19 protein-coding genes are annotated in these 19,938 nt (G+C 63.0%); 8 read left to right on the forward strand and 11 right to left on the reverse strand.

Annotation, left to right across the window (positions count from 1 at the left end):
* Window positions 1–67 precede the first annotated feature (67 nt).
* From NFG58_RS01045 to NFG58_RS01085, 9 genes are all read right to left on the reverse strand, one after another.
* On the reverse strand, window positions 68–1,213 hold the full coding sequence (locus tag NFG58_RS01045) for a metal ABC transporter permease (protein ID WP_213227384.1): 1,146 nt from the start codon (window positions 1,211–1,213) through the stop codon (window positions 68–70).
* Window positions 1,210–2,358, reverse strand: a complete 1,149-nt coding sequence (locus tag NFG58_RS01050; RefSeq protein WP_222568080.1) for a metal ABC transporter permease — start codon at window positions 2,356–2,358, stop codon at window positions 1,210–1,212. The genes NFG58_RS01045 and NFG58_RS01050 overlap by 4 nt, the downstream gene beginning before the upstream one ends.
* On the reverse strand, window positions 2,355–3,191 hold the full coding sequence (locus NFG58_RS01055) for a metal ABC transporter ATP-binding protein (protein WP_108131829.1): 837 nt from the start codon (window positions 3,189–3,191) through the stop codon (window positions 2,355–2,357). The genes NFG58_RS01050 and NFG58_RS01055 overlap by 4 nt, the downstream gene beginning before the upstream one ends.
* Before the next feature lie 55 nt (window positions 3,192–3,246).
* On the reverse strand, window positions 3,247–4,254 hold the full coding sequence (locus NFG58_RS01060) for a zinc ABC transporter substrate-binding protein (RefSeq protein WP_348827420.1): 1,008 nt from the start codon (window positions 4,252–4,254) through the stop codon (window positions 3,247–3,249).
* A 272-nt stretch (window positions 4,255–4,526) separates the two neighbouring features.
* Window positions 4,527–4,973, reverse strand: coding sequence for a manganese-binding transcriptional regulator MntR (mntR, locus tag NFG58_RS01065; protein WP_108131827.1), 447 nt, complete (start codon window positions 4,971–4,973; stop codon window positions 4,527–4,529).
* Between the two features lie 156 nt (window positions 4,974–5,129).
* On the reverse strand, window positions 5,130–7,649 hold the full coding sequence (locus NFG58_RS01070) for an EAL domain-containing protein (RefSeq protein ID WP_348827421.1): 2,520 nt from the start codon (window positions 7,647–7,649) through the stop codon (window positions 5,130–5,132).
* A gap of 461 nt (window positions 7,650–8,110) precedes the next feature.
* Window positions 8,111–9,526 carry an ATP-binding protein gene (locus NFG58_RS01075; protein WP_348828109.1) on the reverse strand — a complete coding sequence of 472 codons (1,416 nt, stop codon included), beginning with the start codon at window positions 9,524–9,526 and terminating at the stop codon, window positions 8,111–8,113.
* On the reverse strand, window positions 9,526–10,200 hold the full coding sequence (locus tag NFG58_RS01080) for a response regulator transcription factor (RefSeq protein ID WP_108131824.1): 675 nt from the start codon (window positions 10,198–10,200) through the stop codon (window positions 9,526–9,528). Before NFG58_RS01080 ends, NFG58_RS01075 begins: the two co-directional genes overlap by 1 nt.
* 252 nt (window positions 10,201–10,452) lie before the next feature.
* Window positions 10,453–10,641 carry a DUF3008 family protein gene (locus NFG58_RS01085; RefSeq protein WP_108131823.1) on the reverse strand — a complete coding sequence of 63 codons (189 nt, stop codon included), beginning with the start codon at window positions 10,639–10,641 and terminating at the stop codon, window positions 10,453–10,455.
* A gap of 613 nt (window positions 10,642–11,254) precedes the next feature.
* Here NFG58_RS01085 and thpD point away from each other — a divergent pair.
* The 8 genes from thpD to NFG58_RS01125 all read left to right on the forward strand — a co-directional run bounded on the left by thpD (window position 11,255) and on the right by NFG58_RS01125 (window position 18,471).
* Complete coding sequence (gene thpD / locus NFG58_RS01090) at window positions 11,255–12,181, forward strand: ectoine hydroxylase (RefSeq protein ID WP_108131822.1); 927 nt, start codon at window positions 11,255–11,257, stop codon at window positions 12,179–12,181.
* Between the two features lie 569 nt (window positions 12,182–12,750).
* Window positions 12,751–14,049, forward strand: a complete 1,299-nt coding sequence (locus NFG58_RS01095; protein ID WP_348827422.1) for an integrase arm-type DNA-binding domain-containing protein — start codon at window positions 12,751–12,753, stop codon at window positions 14,047–14,049.
* A complete protein-coding gene (locus NFG58_RS01100; RefSeq protein WP_348827423.1) occupies window positions 14,046–14,681 on the forward strand; it encodes a hypothetical protein in 636 nt (211 codons plus the stop codon). Before NFG58_RS01095 ends, NFG58_RS01100 begins: the two co-directional genes overlap by 4 nt.
* A gap of 92 nt (window positions 14,682–14,773) precedes the next feature.
* Window positions 14,774–14,959, forward strand: a complete 186-nt coding sequence (locus NFG58_RS01105) for an AlpA family phage regulatory protein (RefSeq protein ID WP_348827424.1) — start codon at window positions 14,774–14,776, stop codon at window positions 14,957–14,959.
* A complete protein-coding gene (locus tag NFG58_RS01110; RefSeq protein ID WP_348827425.1) occupies window positions 14,956–15,114 on the forward strand; it encodes a hypothetical protein in 159 nt (52 codons plus the stop codon). The genes NFG58_RS01105 and NFG58_RS01110 overlap by 4 nt, the downstream gene beginning before the upstream one ends.
* The gene (locus tag NFG58_RS01115) at window positions 15,107–15,436 is read left to right on the forward strand and encodes a hypothetical protein (protein WP_348827426.1); all 330 of its coding nucleotides are present in this window, start codon (window positions 15,107–15,109) and stop codon (window positions 15,434–15,436) included. The genes NFG58_RS01110 and NFG58_RS01115 overlap by 8 nt, the downstream gene beginning before the upstream one ends.
* An 85-nt stretch (window positions 15,437–15,521) precedes the next feature.
* Window positions 15,522–16,529 (forward strand): toprim domain-containing protein, encoded by a 1,008-nt coding sequence (locus tag NFG58_RS01120; RefSeq protein ID WP_348827427.1) that lies wholly within the window; start codon window positions 15,522–15,524, stop codon window positions 16,527–16,529.
* Window positions 16,530–16,698: 169 nt separating this feature from the next.
* Complete coding sequence (locus NFG58_RS01125) at window positions 16,699–18,471, forward strand: DUF927 domain-containing protein (RefSeq protein ID WP_348827428.1); 1,773 nt, start codon at window positions 16,699–16,701, stop codon at window positions 18,469–18,471.
* Between the two features lie 603 nt (window positions 18,472–19,074).
* Here the strand turns inward: NFG58_RS01125 and NFG58_RS01130 are convergent.
* The gene (locus NFG58_RS01130; RefSeq protein WP_348827429.1) at window positions 19,075–19,266 is read right to left on the reverse strand and encodes a hypothetical protein; all 192 of its coding nucleotides are present in this window, start codon (window positions 19,264–19,266) and stop codon (window positions 19,075–19,077) included.
* Between the two features lie 179 nt (window positions 19,267–19,445).
* Complete coding sequence (locus NFG58_RS01135; protein ID WP_348827430.1) at window positions 19,446–19,910, reverse strand: hypothetical protein; 465 nt, start codon at window positions 19,908–19,910, stop codon at window positions 19,446–19,448.
* Window positions 19,911–19,938 lie beyond the last annotated feature (28 nt).

A 19,938-nucleotide genomic window follows, 5' to 3' on the forward strand; every position in this document is an offset into this window, starting at 1 on the left:
CCGCCCTTTTTGTTGCGCTAGCTGGGCTTATGTCGCTGCCAGAGGCGTATCCGGGTCCGCGCGGTGCTCAGGCCCCGGTTTCGGCCTTGGCGCCGGGCTCGAGTATCTCCCGGGCCAGGTTGCGTCCGGCCTGGGTCAGGTGCAGACGCTCGCCCTCCTGGACGACCAGATGGCGCTGGCGCGAGCGCTCCACCACCCGCTCGGCACGGGCGGGGTCCCACATCAGGTGATCACGCAGCGCCATGGTGACGTTTTCTACCGCCTTCTCCGGGCCGTCCTCGTGGTGATAGAGGTGCACCATCAGGGTACGGCTCTCGTTCAGCTCGCGCTGGCGGCGACGTTCGAGCCATTGAGCGAAGACGCCGTAGCGCGGGCCGAGGAGGAAGGCCAGGGCGAGGAAGACGCCGGTCATCACCGCCATCATTCCGCCGATGGAGACGTCCCAGGCCACCGCCAGGTAGTAGCCCGAGACGCTGGAGGCGGCGGCGATCAGCGAGGCGTAGACGAAGATCTTCCACAGCCGGTCGGTGAGCAGGTAGGCCGCCGAGGGCGGCACGATGACAAAGGCCACGAACAGCACCGCCCCCACAGCGTCGAAGGCGGCCACCGCGGTGCCGCTGGTCAACAGCAGCAGCACATAGAACAGCGCGGTAGGAGCGAAGCCCAGCGCCTTGGCCAGGGCGCTGTCGAAGGTGGCGAGCTTCAGCTCCTTGTAGAAGGCCGCCACGAAGGCCAGGTTCAGCGCCGTCATGGCCCCCATGGAGACCAGCGCCCGGGGCACCTCGACACCGCCGATAGGCAGGGTGTCGAGCCACACGAAGCCGATCTCGCCGAGCAGCACGGTGTGGGCATCGATGTGCACGTCGCTGGCGTAGAGGTTGATCAGCAGGACCCCGAGGGAAAACAGCACCGGGAACACCAGACCGATGGCGGCGTCCTTCTTGACCTTCTGCGTCGACACCAGCAGCTCGGTAAGAAACACCGTGAAGATGCCGGTGAGCGCCGCACCGATGATCTGCAGCGGGCCGCTGGCCTGGTGGGTCAGCAACCACACCACCACGATGCCGAAGACGATGGAATGTCCGATGGCGTCGGACAGCATGCTGGTGCCGCGCAGTACCAGAAAGGTCCCGACCAGGCTGGAGGCGATGCCGACGAGGGCGCCGACCAGCATGATCATCAGCGGAATATTGTTGAACAGCGATGCCATCATGCGCGGCCTCCCCGGCCAAGGTCATCGAGAATGCGCTCGGCCTCGCGACAGCCTTCCGGCGTCAGTACCCAGCGCTTGTGGTCACCGGGTTCGTGGGACGGCGGCGTCTGCTGGGTGATCAGGCCACGGGCGGTCAAGCGCTCCAGCGCGCGCCGGCTGTCGGTGCCCAGGTAGGCGTCCACCATGCGTTTCTCGGAGCGATACTGGCGATCGGCGTGGTGGCTGGCGAGCTGGTAGAGGGTGGTGAGCACCCGCTGGTGACGTAGCTGGCGCCGATCACGCTGAAGCTTGAGGATTTCCCACACAAAGCCCCGGCGAGGCGCAAACAGCAGCGATACCAGCACCACGCTGGACAGGCTCAGGATGATCAGCGGCCCGGTGGCGAGCCCCGGGCCGAGGGCACTGATCAAGGCGCCGGTGACGCCACCGACGATACCGAACAGCGCCGACAGCATGACCATGGTCTCCAGCTTGTTGGCCCACTGACGCGCCGCCACCGCCGGGGCGATGACCATGGCAGCCATCAGCACCACGCCGACCATCTGCAGGCCGACCACCACGGCCAGGGCGATCATCACCGTCATCAAGGCCTCGAGCAGTGTGACCGGCAGGCCCTGGGTGGCAGCGAATTCGGCGTCGAAGGACACCAGCTTGAATTCCTTCCACAGCCCGCCGACCAGCACCAGCGCCACGCCGCTGACGCCGGCCATGATCCACAGGTCGCTGCGCAGGGTGGCGGCGGCCTGGCCGAACAGGAAGGCGTCGAGCCCCCCCTGGGATGCGTTGCCGGTGCCCTGGATATAGGTCAACAGCACCACCCCTATGGCGAAGAACACGCTGAGCGAGATGCCAAGGGCGGCGTCGGTCTTGAGCCGGCTCATGCGGGTCAGCAGCAGCATCACCAGCGCCGCCAAGGAGCCTGTGAACAGCGCGCCGGCAAGGATGCTGCCCATCTCGCGGCCCCCGGCGATGATGAAGCCCAGGCAGACACCGGGTAGCGCCGCGTGGGACAGGGTATCGCCGAGCAGGCTCTGCTTGCGCAGCACCGCGAAACAGCCGAGCACGCCGCTGACCAGACCCAGCATCGCCGCGCCCATCACCACGTTCTGCAGGGTGTAGTCGCCGAGCAGGGCGTTCAGGCTCATCTCGGCACCTCTTCACGACTTTCCTGCGTGCGCGTCTCGGGTCGCTGGCCGGCGAGCTCGCGCTCGGCGGGAATGACGCCGGTGACATCGTCGAGCAGGGCGATCTGGCCGCCGTAGGCGCGGCGCAGGTTGTCGGCGGTATAGACGTCGTTGACCGGCCCCTGGGCGATCACTCGCACGTTGAGCATCAGCATCCAGTCGAAGTAGCTGCGCACCGTCTGCAGGTCGTGGTGGACCACGATCACCGTCTTGCCCTGGTCCCGCAGCCTGCGCAGGATGTCGACGATGGCGCGTTCGGTGGTGGCGTCGACGCCTGCCATGGGCTCATCGAGGAAGTAGACGTCGGCCTTCTGGACCAGCGCCCGGGCCAGGAACACCCGCTGCTGCTGGCCGCCGGACAACTGGCTGATCTGGCGATCGGCAAAGCCGTCCATGCCGACCATCTCCAGCGCCTGCATGGCCTCGTGTCGCTCGCGGCGGCCGGGCCGCCTGAGCCAGCCCAGCCGGCCGTAGAGGCCCATGCCGACCACGTCCTGTGCGGTGGTGGGAAAGTCCCAGTCCACCGTGGAGCGCTGGGGCACGTAGCCGACCCGCCGCCGCGCCTGGCGGTAGGGGCGCCCATGCAGGGTGACGTGGCCGGCGACGCTGGGCACCAGGCCGAGGATGCTCTTGATCAAGGTGCTCTTGCCGGCGCCGTTGGGGCCGACGATGGCGGCCATGACACCGGGCGGTACGTCGAAATCGATGTCCCACAGCACCGGCTTGCCATGGTAGCTGACCGTCAGGTCCTCCACGTGGAGGGCCAGGTCGGGTTCGTGGAGCTGCTCGCTCATGGTGTGGCTCCTGTCGACCTCGCGGTGGCGTTCAAGCGCTGCGGGGTGGTGGTGTTCACTGGTCGGCGTCCTGGCTGGCGGAGGCGATCTGCGCCGCGAGGGCCTCAGGCAAGGGAGCGGGCTGACCGCCCAGGGCGCTGACGATATGCTCGGTGTTGCTCTTGAGCATGCCGATGTAGGTGCCCTCCAGGGTGCCCTTGGCGCCCATGGCGTCGGAATAGAGCTGCCCGCCGATCTCGACCCGGTGGTCCTGATCGGCGGCGGCGTCGATCACCGCCTGGACGGTGCGCGGATTGATGGTGCTCTCGACGAACATGGCGGGAACGCCACGCTCGACCACCAGCTCGGCCATGCGGCGAATATCGGCCACGCCGGTCTCGGTGGCGGTGGATAGCCCCTGGATGCCGGCCACCTCGATGCCGTAGGCGCGTCCGTAGTAGCCGAAGGCGTCGTGGGCGGTCACCAGGATGCGCTGCTCGGCCGGGACGCTGTCGATGCTGGCCTGAATCCAGTCATCGAGTTCGGCCAGTGACGCCTGGTAGGCCTCGGCGCGCTGCTGCATGGCCTCGGCACAGTGCGGACGTTGCTCTCCCAGCAGTTCCGCGATGACCGGAACGTTCCGGGCCCAGAGTCCTGCATCCATCCACAGGTGGGGGTCGACGCCATAGGCGTCCTGGGTGTGGATAAGTTGGTCGTCGCCGACGGCCTGCTCACTTACCGCAGCGGTGGGCTTGATCCGGGAGAATCGATCGAACACCTTGCCGAGCTGGCCCTCCAGTGAAAAGCCGCTGTAGAGGATCAGCTCGGCCTGATCGAGATCGTGCACGTCGCGGGCGCTGGCCTGGTACAGGTGGGGATCGATCCCCGGCCCCATCATGGTGTTGACCGCGACACAGTCGCCGCCCACCTGCTCGACCAGGTCACCGAGCATGCCGACGGTGACGACCACATCCAGCGGTGCCTGCGTCTTCACGGCGTCGGATTGGGCGTGAACCTGGGTGGTGGTCAGAGCGGCCAGCGAGGCCAGGGTCAGCAGGGCCGAAGCCGGGGCTGAACGACGCATGAACAGGGCTCCTCGGGGCAAGGACGACGCGCAAGCAGCACCGAAGTGCCATTTGGCTATCATTTATAGACGTGGCTAAGTTTTGGCGCCTAAGGCCCCTCGCGTCAAGCGTGAAGCGCTAATCGAGGTGATCGAGTCAGGCTATTCGCGCGTTGGAGCGCACCAACAGGCCCTGTTGCCTGGAGGTGGCCGGGGCTGGCTGAGGGCTGGCAGAGGGCTGGCATAGTGTTGGCAGAGCGGCGCACGAAGCCTGATGGGCTCCGGCGATGGCGTCAGCCTTTCAGAAAGCGTTCGAAGGCGGCTAGGGTCTCGGCGCTGACATGGTGCTCGATGCCTTCGGCGTCGACCCGCGCGGTTTCGGGATTGATGCCCAGCTTGATCAGGAAGGCTTCGACGATCTGGTGTCGTTCGCGGCTGGCATCGGCCAGGGCCTTGCCCTTGTCGGTCAGGAAGATGCCGCGATAGGGGCGCTTGATGATCAGGCCCTCGTCATCGAGACGCTTGAGCATCTTGGCGACGGTGGGCTGGGCGACGCCCAGGCGGCGGGCGATATCGGTCTGGCGCGCTTCACCGCCGTCGGTGATCAGATCCGAGATCAGCTCGACGTAGTCTTCGATCAGTTCGGTGCGGCGGGCGTCCCGTGCCTTGCGAAACCCCTCGACGTGGCTTTCCGGGGAAATCAGCGATGCGCGTTCGTCGTGGTTGAGGGGGTCGTTCATGGGGGATGGAGTCGCCTCGGGTCAGGGTGTCCATCTTGCCAATTGGTGGCAGTAATGCAAGTTCAGCAAAGGTGATACCTCACGCAGAGGCGTTCCGCGGGAAGGGGGGTAGCGGAGTTGCGACCTTCCTGCATACGCCCATGTCAGGGCAAAACCTCAGCCCTGAAGCAGTGGTATCGCCGATCCATCCACCGGCAGTCGGCGGCGCGACGACAGGGCCAGGAATTGATGGAGGGGAAGGGGCTTCGAGTACAGATAACCCTGGAATGAACGACAGCCCAGCTCCAGCAGCCGCTTTTGCTGCTCCACGGTTTCGACGCCCTCGGCGATGACGCCGAGTTGCAGGGTCTGGGCGAGGGCGATGATGGTCTGGGCGATGGGAGCCGCAGTGGGGTCATCGGTCAGATCGCGGACGAAGGCCACATCGATCTTCAGGCTGTCCAGCGGGAGGCGCTTGAGGTAGGCCAGAGAAGAATATCCGGTACCGAAGTCATCGATGGCGAAGCGCACCCCGAGGGTGCGCAGGTGGGTCAGGGTATCGATGACCGGATAGGCCTCACCCAACATCAAGGACTCGGTGAGCTCCAGGGTCAGCTGGCTTGCAGGCGCCCCGGTATCCGTCAGGGCCCTCTCCACGCCGGTGACGAAGTCGGCGCGCTGGAATTCCCGGGCGCTGACGTTGACCGACAGGGTCCAGGCGCTTCTGTGGGGGTCGTGTTGCCAGTCGGCCAGCAGCTCACAGGTCTTGCGCAGCACCCAGTTGCCCAGTTCGATGATCTGGCCGGTGTCCTCGGCCAGGCTGATGAAGGCATTCGGCGAGACCAGCCCCAGCTCCGGATGCTCCCAGCGCAGCAGTACCTCTGCGCCGGTAATCGTGCCCTGGTGATCGACCTGAGGCTGCAGGTACTGGCGCAATTGCTCGCCGACCACCGCGTCCTTGAGCTGTCGCTCGAGCCTGAGTCGAGCATTCAGGCGCTCGACCATGCTGGCTTCAAAGGCGCAAGGACGCTGGGCGGCCTCGCTCTTGCTCTCGAGCAGGGCCAGGCCAGCGCGCTTCAGCAGTTCGCTGACGCCGAGGTCACCGCCACGAAACAAGAGGTAGCCGCCGCTGACGCGGCAGCTGTGGCGCTCGCCGGCCAGCGAATAGTCGCCGTTCAAGGATTCCAGTACGCTGCGCGCCTTTTCCCTGGCCTGCCCCATGGCATTCTCCGGGGAGACCGAGAGACCGTCGTAGAGCAGCGCAAATTCATTGCTGCTCAGCCGCGCCAGATCGTTGGCTTGCCTGGCCCAGGGCCTTAGACGGGCCGCCAGCGCCTTGAGCAGGCGATCTCCGGTGGCCTGACCGAGGGCATCATTGATGCCCTTGAAGTTGTCGATATCCACCAGCAGCAACATGATGTGCCGGCCACTGATGTCGCTGGCCAGTTGCAGGGCGTGGATGCGTTCCTGCAGCGAACTGCGATTGGGCAAGGTGGTCAGACCGTCGTGATAGGCCTGGTAACGGATATGCTGCTGGGCGTCATGGTGGGCGGAGGTATCGCTGAGGGTGGCGACAAAATGCCCGCTACCGTCTTCATCGGCGCGTACACGATTGATGCTCAGGCGCGCAGGGAAGCGGCGATCTTGGCGGTGTCGGACCTCGACATCGCCGATCCAGGCGCCATTTTCTCGCAGCGAGCGCAGTACTTGGCTGCGATGCTGATCGAGCCGCAGCAGGGTGTTGAGCTTGAGCATCGAGTGGCCCTGGAGGTCGGTATGGGGCACACCGGTCAGGGTCTCGAAGGCGTGGTTGCACATGATCATGCGGGCACGCTGATCCAGCAGTACGACGCCATCGTGCATCGATTCGATGACATCCACCAACTGGCGGCGTGAGACCTGCATGCGCATGGCGCTGTCCTGTAGCCGCCTGTCGACAAGCACCGTGACCAGGGTGGTCAGCGCAAAAAGAAATGCCAGCACGGCGACGGCGGTGGCCAGTAGCGAGCCGTGATGGGCCATTGGTGTTGTCGCCTGCCAGCCTGGGTCCGGCAGAAAGTACACCGCCATCATGGCCGAATAGTGCATGCTGCAGATGGCCAGGGCGGCAAACACCGCGGCCAGAAGGCTGCCCAGGCGAATGCCCTGCACGCGGGGCAAATGTCTGGACGCATGGAAGCTGTAGATGCTGGCGATACCAAAGGGCAGCGAGATCACCAGTGACAGCAGCAAGGGAATGGGAGCGAAGCGCATGCTGGCAGGCGCCTCCATGGCTGCCATGCCGGTGTAGTGCATGGTGGCGATACCTAGCCCCAGCAGGCATCCCGCGATGATCTTGCGCGTGGTGGACAGTCCCCTGCGAGCCATCGCCGCCACGGCGATCAGGCCGGCGACCACCGCCGGCAGCAATGAAGCCAGGGTCAGCCACAGACCATGATGGGCGGGAAAGGGCTGACGATAGGCGAGCATGCCGGTGAAGTGCATGCTCCAGATGCCGAGCCCCATCATGGTGCCACCGGCCAGCCACCAGGCCCTGCGTCGATGTTGCCATCGCGCAGAGTGAACGCGTTCGCCGACGGCCATGGCCGAATACACCGATACCAGTGCTACCAGACACGACAGGACGACGAGCCAGGGCGTGTGTGCTCCCTGTATGGCCTGGGCGACCTGCGGGTAGGTAATAAAGATGGGCGGCATGGGTCGGGGTGGGTCCCTTGTAGTAAGGCCTTAAGACAACCTCTTCATTGATTAGCATGACCTGGCGCGTAGAGCAAAGGCTCCTGCCGGGCTGAGTGGTCGCCACGCCAGCATGATGGATCCGCGTTTGAGTATAGAATTGTCGGTCAATGCTTGCGTGATACAGGGCGCTATATTGTTGTCCTGGCGGTGAAAAAAGTGTAAATGCCGGCGTCTGGCTCAGAGAAGAAAATCATAGTAGGCAGGCGTTGTCAGGCGCTGAGACAGCGCTGATAAAGTGCCGTTGTCTTTAGTCGAGTCGACCTTGGTTGCCGATTCGGGCAAAGCTTTACGTGGCCCCCTGTTACATCAGGCAAGCATTCTGGTATTTCCGTGCCTCTTCACGATGAGCTTTGGAGCAAATGGGCGGACAGCTGTGACGTTTTCCTCCGGGTGGGCCGGTGACGGCCAGTGAAAGCGCTTCACCTCGCGGCGCTGGCGTGCTGACGCCAGCGGAGCGTGGCGTTCAACCCTCCAGACTCACGGTTGTTCAGGCTGACTTCGACCTCTTGCTGATGAGCCAGTGCAAGCACGATGGAAAGGCCCAGACCGCTACCGGTGATGGTGGCGTCGCTGGCGCGATGGAAGCGCTCGGCGACACGCTCCATGTGCGTATCGGGAATGCCTGGGCCGCTATCGAGGATGCTTAGGCGAACACCCTGGGGCTCTGCCTGGAGGATGGCTTCGATGGTGCCACCGTCGGGTGTGTAGCGCAGCGCGTTGTCCAGCAGATTGCGGATCATGATGCCGAGCTCCGTGGCATTGCCCATGACCGTGGTCGGGTCGACGTCTTCCAGGCGGAGTTGCTGGCCACGGGCGTCGGCCAGCGGCCAGAGCTCGGCCGCGAGGTCCAGCAGCAGGGAGCGCAGGTCTACGCTTTCCGGTGCAGCGGCGGTGTGGCGATCGACCCGTGCGAGTACCAGAAGCTGCTCTACCACGCGCTGGAGTCGTTCGACACCCTGACGAGCCTTGGGCAGGGCGTCGCCTTCGCCCGCCAGGGCGTTGTCCAGGTGGATCTTGAGGGCCGCCAGCGGAGTGCGCAGCTCGTGGGCGGCATCGGCGGTAAAACGTCTTTCCTTTTCCAGGGTCGCCTTGAGTCGCCCGATAAAGTCATTGAGCGACCCTCTGAGGCCAGCCAGTTCCGTCGGTACGTCCAGTTCTATGCGGCTGAGGTCGGCGGAGTCGCGATGCTCCACCTGCTGCGATAGTCGCTCGATGGGGCGCAGGCCGCGACGGATACGGCGCAGCACCAGCAACAGGCACAGCGGCATAAGTAGTAGCATGGGCCAGAGGTGATTGAGCGTAATGCGCTCGATGATGTCGAGAAAGAAGTCCCGCTCGATACCGATCTGTAGCCACAGACCACGACTCGGGTCATGCAGGGCAAAGACCCGCCAGCGAGACTCTCCCAGCGATCGCCACTCGAAACCCTGCTCACCAGGTGGCGGCATCTGGGGCTGGCGATCGACGTCTTGCCATCCAGGGCCAATCACCACCGGCTGGCCGGTCTCGGTCCACAGTCCGAAGCCCATCTTGCGCTCTTCGTGGTGATAGGTCTGGCCGGGTGCGACTGGCAGGTCATCGGACGTGCCGCTGTCGGTGTACAGGTGGGCGCTGGCCTTGCGCTGGTCCATCCATCGGGCCAGGCGTTGATAGTCGTCTGCCTCGGGTGCCTCGGGGAGCATGCTCATCAGCCCCCTGCCGGTGAAGGCGAGCTGGGCATCGAGGATCTCCTCCAGCTCGTTTTGCGAGATCAGCCAGGCGGCCACCACCGACAATAGCGCCACCATGGCCAAGGATAGGGCCAGGGTGCGGAAAAGATAGCGATGGATCGACATCACGGGGTGATGGCCAGGAAGTCGGTATTGAGGCGATAGCCGATGCCGCGCACCGTGGTGATCATCTCCTTGTGCAGCTTCTTGCGAAGATGATGAACGTGAACTTCCAGCGCGTTGGACTCGAGTTCTTCGCCCCAGCCGTAGAGCAGGCTCTCCAGGCGGGGACGCGACAGTACCTGGCCGGGATGACGGGCGAGCTCGATCAGCAGGGCGAACTCGCGACGACTCAGGGCGATACCGCGTCCCTCCCAGTCGACACAATGGCGAGCCTCATCGATGCACAGCGTGCCGACGTCGATGGTGGAACTGGCGCGACCGGCCGCTCGTCGAATCACCACGCGCAGGCGCGCCAGCAGTTCCTGGAGGTCGAAGGGCTTCAGTACATAGTCGTCTGCCCCGGCGTCCAAGCCCTGGATACGTTCTTCCACGGCGTCACGGGCGGTCAGGATCAGGACCGGCAGGGCAGTTTGCTGGCGCAGGCGTCTCAGGATCTCCAGTCCATCGCAGTCGGGCAGTCCAAGGTCGAGGATCACCACCGAGAACGCCTCCAGGGCCAGAGCCTCGAGAGCCGGCTTGCCGCAGGTGAACCAGTCGACTGCATAGCCCTCTCGTTCAAGTGCGACCTTGATACCGTCCCCCAACAGAGGGTCATCCTCCACCAGTAGTGCCCGCATGGCGTCTTCTCCGTCGATCTACCCAACTGTCTCTCAGGCAGTATGGGGCGCAAAACCTTAATCTACGCTTAAGCATCGACGGGAGCCTTGATCCGACGCTGTTCTCTGGCTAGGCGCTGTCCGAAAAGTCGACGAGCGAAGGTTAGACAAGGCAAAAATCGGTGAGAAAGCGCAGTTTACGGGGTGTAAATGAGCATTGTGATCCGATTTTTAACGCCGTATTACCGAGCGCAGGCACTTTTCAGACAAGCCCTAGGACTGCGAATCGTGCCTGGGCTTGCCGGTACGCTCGGTCGACGCCATCTTTTCCAGTTCGTCTTCGCTCATCGAGTCGTACATCGACCGGGCGGCACCGTCGAGTTCGCTCACCTTCTGTTCTCCGCGCTTGGCAGCGAGGGCCGCTCCTGCCGCCATCTGCTGGGCTTTCGATTTCGCTGGCATGGTTACCTCCTTGAAGGGAAAGAAGATTGTCGTACCGGCGTAAATAGTTTGCTGCCTGGCAGGCTCTACAGATCCAACGACGAAAAGCCAGACTCCGCCAGGTTCGACCCGGATCAGTCCCAGCATAATCACTTGCCATGAACGTCTTCAACGCCAGTTGCCTGAATACCGAAACGTATCCAGAGGCGAGTGGGCGAAATCACATGGAAGGAAGAGCGACGTTCGCCAGGGAGTGTGTCGGCCTGTGTTCTTTCGTGGAGGTATCCTTTCGCTGGAGGTTTTTGCGCTTTTGCCTGGGCATAGCGGTGCTACCTTGGCCGCCGCCGAATCTGACCGTCGAGATTCGAAGTAATGTGAAGAAGTGAAGTCACACGGCGTTACAACTCTTTTCAATAATAAGTACGAAACAGCGTCCTGCTCTGGCAGCGTCTGATGGCGACGTAAAGGATTACCTTGATGACTTTCGAATTGACGTTGTTCAGACGCTATTGCAACAGCTTTGACATATAGCGCCCATCGAGTCTTGTCCGCGACGGTTCATTGGTGACTCGGCCAGGCATAGAGTCTTCGTCTTTCGTTCAGCGATTCTGCCATGACAAGGGAGCAAGCCACCATGCGAGATACACAGGATCTTTTTCCGACACGCCTGGAGCGCAAGCTGGGCATGTTCGAGCGCATCGACCCGGTCGTTCATTGCGATGAACAGCAGCGAGCGAATGGCCCCCTCAGCGAAGAAGAGCTTGATGAGTTTGATAGAAAAGGCTTTCTCTCTTTCGAGAACTTCTTCGACAAGGAAGAGATGGATGCCTTTATCCAGGAATTGCGGGAGTACGAAGAGGACGAAGACCTCAAATTGTCCGAAGGGACGGTGCTGGAGCCCGGAAAACAGGAGATCCGGTCAATCTTCGGCATACATCAGGTCTCGGATCGTTTCAGCCGTCTGACACGGGACCCGAGGCTATTAGCCATGGTGCAGCAGATACTCGGTAGCGACGTCTACATTCATCAGTCTCGTATCAACTACAAGCCCGGCTTCAAGGGAAAGGGGTTTGACTGGCACTCGGACTTCGAGACCTGGCATAGCGAAGACGGCATGCCTCGGATGCGGTCACTGAGCTGCTCGATCATCCTGACGGATAACGGTGAATTCAATGGCCCCTTGATGCTGATACCAGGGTCCCACAAGCAGTTCGTTCCTTGTGTCGGGCGCACCCCGGAGGACAACTACAAGGAGTCATTGAAGAGCCAGGACATCGGTGTTCCTGATGCCGCCAGCCTGAAGAAACTGATGCTGGAGAACGATATAGAGGCGCCGAAAGGCGATTCTGGCTCATTGGTGATGTTCGAGTGCAATACGCTGCACGGCTCCAATATCAATATGTCCTGCTGGCCGAGGAGCAATCTGTTCTTCGTCTATAACAGTGTCGAGAATACCCTCCACGATCCCTACTGCGGCAACAAGCCTCGCCCCGAGTTCCTGGCCACGCGCAAGGACTACAGCCCGCTCAAACCTGTCGAAGGAAAGCGTCAGGAAGAGTGAGAGCCGACGCCACCTACCTCTCCGCCATGACCGGCACTGTCACTCGCTTACCTGGCCATCGTCGCTGGGACTCGAGAACTTCCAGCAGCAAACGCCACCTTGATACACAAGGTGGCGTTTTCGTCGGTGTTGGTGGAGGCGGCTGGGATCGAACCCCGGGGTCTGTAGAGAGCGCCGACCTCGCCCTTGGCTCTGCTTTTCAGGGGGGGGCTCCCTGAAACGAAAAATGCCACCTTTGGGAAGGTGGCATCTTTCTGGTGTTGGTCGAGGCGGTGGAATCGAACCCCGGGGTCTGTGGAGAGCGCCGACCTCGCCCTTGGCTCTGCTTTTCAGGGGGTGCGCCCTGAAACGAAAAAGACCACCCTTTAACAGGTGGTCTTCTTCTGGTGTTGGTGGAGGCGGCGTCCACCTTCCTCCCGTATCAAGCTATACCGTGCTGACGCTATAACTTGCTGATTCCCCGAGTCTGTGCGCCTTGCCCCGTCTTTTTCTGTATCACCCTATGTCATTCGATGCTATTTTTTATGGCTAATAGGTTGGCTAATGAGATGTTCTGCAAGGGGGGCACGATGCCGAGGGTTGCCAAGGAACTGACCGCCGCTGAAGTCAGGCGCATTGACCGTCCAGGATTCCATGCTGTGGGGGGCGTGCCTGGCCTGCTACTGCAAGTTACCGCTGGCGGAGGGCGTTCGTGGGTGCTGCGTGTGCTGGTGGGGAACCGCCGCCGTGGCTTTGGTTTGGGCAGCTTCCCATATGTCTCCTTGGCAGATGCCCGCAACAAGGCACGTGCGCTGCGCGACAAGCTGGCGGAAGGTATCGATCCCGTAGCCGAGCGAAAGGCCTCTAGGGCTGCCCATATAGCTGCACAGGCCAAGCGCCTGACCTTCCGTGAAGCTGCCGAGCAATTCCACCAAGACAAGGCAGCGGAATTCCGAAGCGTGAAGCACAAGAACGATTGGCTTTCGTCCTTGGAGCGTTACGCATTCCCCCTCCTTGGTGACGTGGCCGTTGCTGACGTGGAACTGGCCCACGTGCTGAAGGCGTTGGAACCGATATGGGAAACCCGCACCGAAACCGCGACCCGTGTGCGCCAGCGCCTTGAAAGCGTGCTGGCGTGGGCGACCGTGCGCGGATACCGCCAGGGCGACAACCCGGCCCGCTGGCGGGGGAACCTTGATGCCGTGCTGGCCAAGCCTGCCAAGGTGAAGGGCAAGCGCCACTTCCCGGCCCTACCCTGGCAGCGTGTCCCGGAATTCATGGCAGACCTTCGCACCCGTGAAGGCATGGGCGCCAGGGCGCTGGAGTTCGCCATTCTGACCGCCGCGCGTTCCGGGGAAGTCAGGGGCGCCACCTGGGATGAAATCGACCTGACCGCCAAGGTGTGGACGATTTCTGCCAGCCGCATGAAGGCAGGGAAGCCACACCGTATCCCGCTGCCCGCTGATGCTGTGGCCCTGCTGGAATCCCTGCCCCGCATGGAAGGCCAGCCGCTGGTGTTTCCGGCCCCGCGTGGCGGGAAAATCAGCGACGTGACCATATTGGCCACTGTGAAGCGGATGCATGCCAGCAAGCTGAAGGCGGAAGGTAAAGAGGGGGCGGGCTATACCGATCCCACTGATGGCCGCGTGGTGGTGCCACATGGTTTCCGTTCTGCCTTCAAGGACTGGGCGCGTAGCCGCTCGACTTTTCCCGATGAAGTCAGCGAACTGGCGCTGGCCCACGTGAACAGTGATGCCACCCGCGCCGCCTATGCACGCGATGAACTGATGCCCCAGCGAACCAGGCTGATGACGGTGTGGGTGGACTACTGCGCAGAACCGGCCAAGGCTGGCAGCGTCACTCCAATTCGCCAGGAGGCTGACGCATGAGCCACGCTCAAGGGTGGGAGAAGTTGAGGCGCCGGCTATTAGAGACGGACTTGGAGGTGTTCAGTCCACCGCTGCTTGGTGAGCAAGAGGATTCGCAGGTTTTTCAGGAAGCCAAGAGTATCGCAGGGGAACCCGCCGCGCGCCTGCTCAGTGCGCTCGTCCGCTTGTTCCTTGAGAGCCGAAAACGTGAGCCCTATTACCTGAACCTGGCCGCATCCTACTGTTACTCGAATCATATTCCACCGATCCCTACCCTTTGGCGCTTGCAGTGCGAGGCATCAGTACGCCGGGAGAGAGGAGAATCAATGTCAAGCCGGCGTGTTCAGATTAAGAAGGAGATAGCAAAGCGCGGCATCTTCAGCCTGATGGGGAATTTGATATACGCAGGACAGACGCTAGAAAGGGCTGCCTATCAGGCAGCCGAAGCCTATCAGTACCTCTATCCTGAACTGCCTGCCTGCAAAGCCTCGAGCTTGCAACAAGGTTATTTAAAGGATGTTCGAAGGCCGGGTATAGAGAAGCAGTTTTTTCGGGAGTGGGACAAAGCTGGTTTCAAGAACTCCCCGGTCTGGCAGCAAGTGATGGAGCTGATCCCAGAGGCTGCCGATGACCTGAAGGGTGAGCGGCGCTAGGGGGAAAAACTACTTTCCGATTTTTCCCGTCCCTTCCTGAAGCTGCTCCGTCACGATTCGCCTTGTACCCAAAAGCCACAAGGTGAATCGCTATGACCGCACCAACCTTCCTGACAGTTCGCCAGGTAGCCGAACGCCACGCCGTGTCCGTTCCGACCGTCTGGCGTTGGGCACGTGAGCGTGCCGACTTCCCGAAGCCTCAGCGCCTTGGCCCCGCCGCCACCCGCTGGCGCCTTGCCGACCTGGAAGCTTGGGAAAAGCGGGGGGCTGCCTCATGAACCTTTCCGCCCTCACTATTGCGTTCGCTGCCGTGGCCCGCTGGATCATTGTGGCACGCACGCGTCGTCACGCCATTCACTTCGACACCCTCTGTCAGCATCTGGCCTGCTGGCTGTTCACCCTGTCTGCTAAGGGAGGTGCTGCCCGTGACTAAGCATACTTCACGATTCAAAAACCCGCTTTGTCCCCGCGCCTTTCGCTTGATGCTGGCGTTGTTGAATGCCCCGCGCTCGCGTGAAGAATGCGACCGCCTGGCACCAGCCAGCAACTCACCACACTACATCGGCATCCTCAAAAAACGACTGAATCTGGAGCTACCCTGCGAACGCGTGCCATTCATAACCAGAGATGGCACCAAAAGCTGGTATGGCCGCTACCACGCCACACCGGCTGACAAGGCCAAGATGCGCGAGTATCTGGCCAACGTGAAAGCCGCGAACGATGCGCAAGAAAAAGCCCCGAAAGGCCGGGGCTGAAGCATTCTGATGGATGGGCAGTGCATGGCCATTGTAGAGCGCCTAAGCGCCATCGGCCAGCCTGCCCTGTTGGTAAGGATTCGACATGCAGGCACCTACGATGGACGCACTAAACGCCGACTTCAACGATACCCGCCGCTTCCTGGCTGCTCTTGAATCAGGCGCCAGCTTCAACATCCAGGCCTTCGATGGTTCTCCCCGCAAGCATCGCACCATCGAGGCCGCCCTGGCCGATGCCCTGGTCCGACATGGGGTGACGCTGGTGCCCAGAGCGTCAGGCCGGTTCGAGCGGTTCGCCACACCGGACAAACCGGACAGGCGAAACGGCTGGTATCGCATCCACTCACCCCAGGCGGCTAGCTACGGCATTTTCCACCTGGACCTGGCCGAGACCGTGACCCTAGACGGTCCCAGCGATCCCGAGGCGGCGGCAACTGCCCGGCTAGATGCCATGCGGGAGCGTGACCGCTGCGACCGTGAACGCCGAGCGCAAGAGGCCACGACAGCAGCTCAAGCCAAACGATGGTGGGCGCAAGCCGGCCCCGCCGATCCTGGCCACCCTTACCTAGCTCGCAAGCAGCTACCGCCCCACGGGCTACGGCAGCGCGGCAACATGCTGCTGATGGCGCTGTTCTTCGATGGCGAGCTGGTCAACTTGGAGCGCATCTATCCCGATGGCGGCAAGCGACCCTTGTCCGGCGGTCGCGTCAAGGGCGTGGCCAGCCTGATAGGCCGCCTAGCTGGCGCTGGGCGCGTACTGGTGGCCGAGGGCTGGTCAACGGCTACCGCCTTGCATGAGGCCATGGGTGCCCCGGTCGTGGTCGCCCGCAATGCCGATAACCTCACCCCCGTTGCCCGGCGGTTGCGTCAGCGGCTGCCGGCAGAGGTGGCCATCACCATCTGCGGCGACGATGACTGCCACCTTGAGCGTCGCGGCGAGCCCAACAAGGGCCGGGTAGCCGCCCGCCATGCCGCTTTGGCCATCGACGCCAAGCTGCTGATGCCAAGGTTCTGCGACGACTGCGAGACGTGTACCGACTTTGCCGACGTGCGCCAGTGCCGGCAGCAGGGAGGTGGTCATCATGACAACTGATTGCACCGCTTCCGACACCCCGGGGATGTTCAGCGAATTGGTGGCCACCGCGTCTGACCCCACCCCTACCCCTATGGACGTGTCCCACCTGTCCCATGTGTCCCGGCCCAGTAGTGACGCGGCTTCCAGCCGGGACACCTCCGGGACACCTGACGTGTCCACGTGTCCCATGGGCCATGAAGTGGACCCCGAGGAGGAGGGCGACGGTAAGCCGGAGAAAGCCAAGGAGCCGCGGCGTCCGAGCTTTTCCGTCTACCTGACGGCAACCCAGTTCGGGCCGCCAGGCCTGTACCACCACGGGCAGCGCCAGCCTAAGGGCGACAGTGATCCCGAGCCGTTCGACGTGTGGGTATGCAGCCCCATCGAGTGCCTGGCCGCGACGCATGACGAGCGCGGCGACAATCACGGGCTGCTGCTGCGCTTCAAACCACCCTATGGGCCGTGGCGTGAATGGGCGATGCCCTTGGAGCTGCTGAGCGGCAGTGGCGAGGAAATGCGACGAGAGCTGATGAGGATGGGCGTTCGGATTAGCCCTGACGGTTTCAAGCTGCTGCACCGCTGGGCGTCCCAATGCCTGCCGGATGAGCGCGTGATAGCGGCCACCCGTGTCGGTTGGCACCAACTGGAGGAGGGGCGAGCATTCGTCATGCCGCGCCGGACCCTCGCTCAAGGTACGCAGGCTAACCGCATCACCTTCCAGAGTGAGCACGCAGGTCAGAACGACTACGCCACCGCCGGTACCCTGGCGAGCTGGCGCCAGCATGTCGGCAGCCTATGCAGCGGCAACCCGCTACTGGTGCTGGCCGTGTCCACTGCCCTGGCCGGGCCGCTGCTGTACCTGACCCACCGGCAAACCGCTGGCATCCATCTGGTGGGCGATAGCAGCAACGGCAAGACTACGGCGCTGGAGGTCGCGGCGAGCGTGTGGGGCGGTCCCGACTTCAAGCGCACCTGGAGGGCCACCGGCAACGGGCTGGAGGGCGTCGCGGCGGCCCTGAGCGACACAGTGCTGATTCTGGACGAGATAGGCGAGGCCGATGCTCAACAGATAGGCGGCACGGTCTACGCCTTGGGGAATGGCACCGGCAAGGCTCGCGCCAGCCGCAACGGCGCCGCCCGACGCCCGCACCGCTGGCGTATCGCGGTCCTGAGCAGCGGCGAGCGCACTCTCGCCGCCCACATGAGCGAGGCCGGCAAGCGCCCCAAGGCCGGGCAGGCGGTCCGGCTGCTGGACATACCGGCCAAGCGCCGGCATGGCGCCTTCGACCATCTGCACCACCTGACCGATGGCCGGGCCTTCGCGGACCACCTGAAAAGTGAGGTGGCACGCCACCATGGCCACCTTGGTCCCGCGTTCATCGAGCGGCTGGTACGGGAGGAACGCGACCTGGGCGGCGAGGTGGACCGCTTCGCCCGGCTACCCGGCTTCGCCACGTCCCACCCGTTGCAAGGCCGGGCCGCCAAGGCGCTGGCGCTGATAGGGCTGGCGGGCGAGCTAGCGGTCGAGTATGGACTCATGGACTGGCAGCAGGGAGAGGCGATGAGCGCCGCTATTGAGGCATTCCAGGCATGGGCCGCCGGCCAAGGGGGCATCCGCAGCGAGCATGAGCAAATCCTGACCAACGTGGACGGCTTCATCGAGCGGCACGGCGATGCCCGATTCAGCGGTGTGGAGGCCGACCCGACCCATTCCCCAACGGTCCACAATCGCGCCGGATGGTGGCGCGATGATGCCCAGGGCCGGACCTATCTGTTCAATGGCGAGGGTCTGACCGAAGCGCTGGGTGGCTTCGACCTGAAGCGTGGCACTGAAGCCTTGGAGGCCGCCGGCTGGATTGTCGAGCGGGAGGATAATGCCCGATCCGTGCGCATTAGGATCAACGGCAGCCGCCGCCGGCTGTATGCGATCCGCCCCGCCGAGAGCGAGGAGATACCGGCATGAGCCTGGACGATGTTTACCGCGCCTTCGCTGGTGGGACACGTGGGCAGGCGACATGTCCCGCACCTGTCCCAGCGCCAACCCGCATGGTTGAGCCGTTGGGACAGGTGGGACACATGGGACACCAAAAAACGGAGGGACAGCAGGACAAGGCCGAGCTACCGAATGAGGTCGAGACGCTGCTGACCGCTCTATCGGATGCGGGCTGTGACCTTGGCCCCGAGCTGGCGCACCGGCTACGGGAGCGGCTGTCGCCCTTGAGCCGGCAGGTACGGGCGGAGCTGGTCGCGATGATAGACGACGCCTTCGAGGCGGCACCGAACCTAGCCTCCGCCCGGCAACACACCCATCGGATGTTAAGCACAGCTGAGGCCTGGGAGCGCGTAAGCAGGCACCGCAAACCTCTACCCCCCAATGTCACGAGGCTGATGCCAATGTCGACGACAATGCCATGCGCCGAGCTGCACTCATCAACGCCGGGTCAGAGATAGTAAGTAGTTGGCGAGTAATAACGAGTAGTCAGGCTCAAGCTCCTCCATTTAGCAATAGCTAGTACTTGGCGAAGAGTTGACACCATTGATGCAGATGAACAGCGCGTTCTGAGTCCTAGACAAGATACTGGAGCAAAAGGATTAAGCCGATGATGACCAGCGGGGCCAGGCTCAGGCACAGCCCGAACCAGGCCCCGCGCCGCTCCTGAGTTTCATTCATGCCGGTGGCGAGCATCCAGGGGGCCAGGTCGGTGGTCTTGCGCTTTTGAAACCTGGCTTCACGGTGTGGTTTGCGTGTGGGAGGCATGGGGCTCTCCTGTCTGCGGTTTGCCACTTAACATACGACGGAATACTGATGGCTGCCTGATTCTTCCTGAAGTCGGCCTTGGCCGCCCCCAGCTACAATGAGGTTGGCGGAGCAACTGCTGCTCGGGCAGGCATTGGCCGTGGTGATACTCTCGGGCTCGCGCTGCTCGGTTGCGCGGTCTAGCCGTCCGGCGCCAACATCAGATGCTCCCGCTCCGCAATCTTCTGCGCCTCGTTGGGCGGCATCCCGCCCGCCTCTAGTAGGTCGTTCTCCCTCCACATCCGGTTCTGCTGCACCACGGCGAACTCCTTGCCGATCCCCAAACGTTGAAGCTCCCGCCACATCTCCTCGTGATACATCTGCCAGGCCGTCACGATCCGCTCGTGCAGTATCCAGTTGTGCATGTCCGCGATTTCCTCGCTGGCCAGAATTCGCTCGGCTTCCGCCTTGATCCTCGCCGCGTCCTCGGGCGTCAGATTGTCGCTCATGTCGGGTTCCTCGCTGGTGATGGTGTCAACATCGGCCGCATCGACGGTGGCCAGGTCGTCCAGGCCCTCGAAGCCGGCCGCCCTCGGATCATAGTAGACCGCCGAATACCCCGCTTTCAGGTAGGGCTTGACCACCTCGCCCAGGTCGCCAGTCATGGCCTTGGCGTAGCCGGCGACGGTGATC

Origin of the sequence: Halomonas sp. RT37 (genome assembly GCF_040070525.1) — a bacterium.
GTDB classification, from domain to species: Bacteria; Pseudomonadota; Gammaproteobacteria; order Pseudomonadales; family Halomonadaceae; genus Halomonas; species Halomonas litopenaei.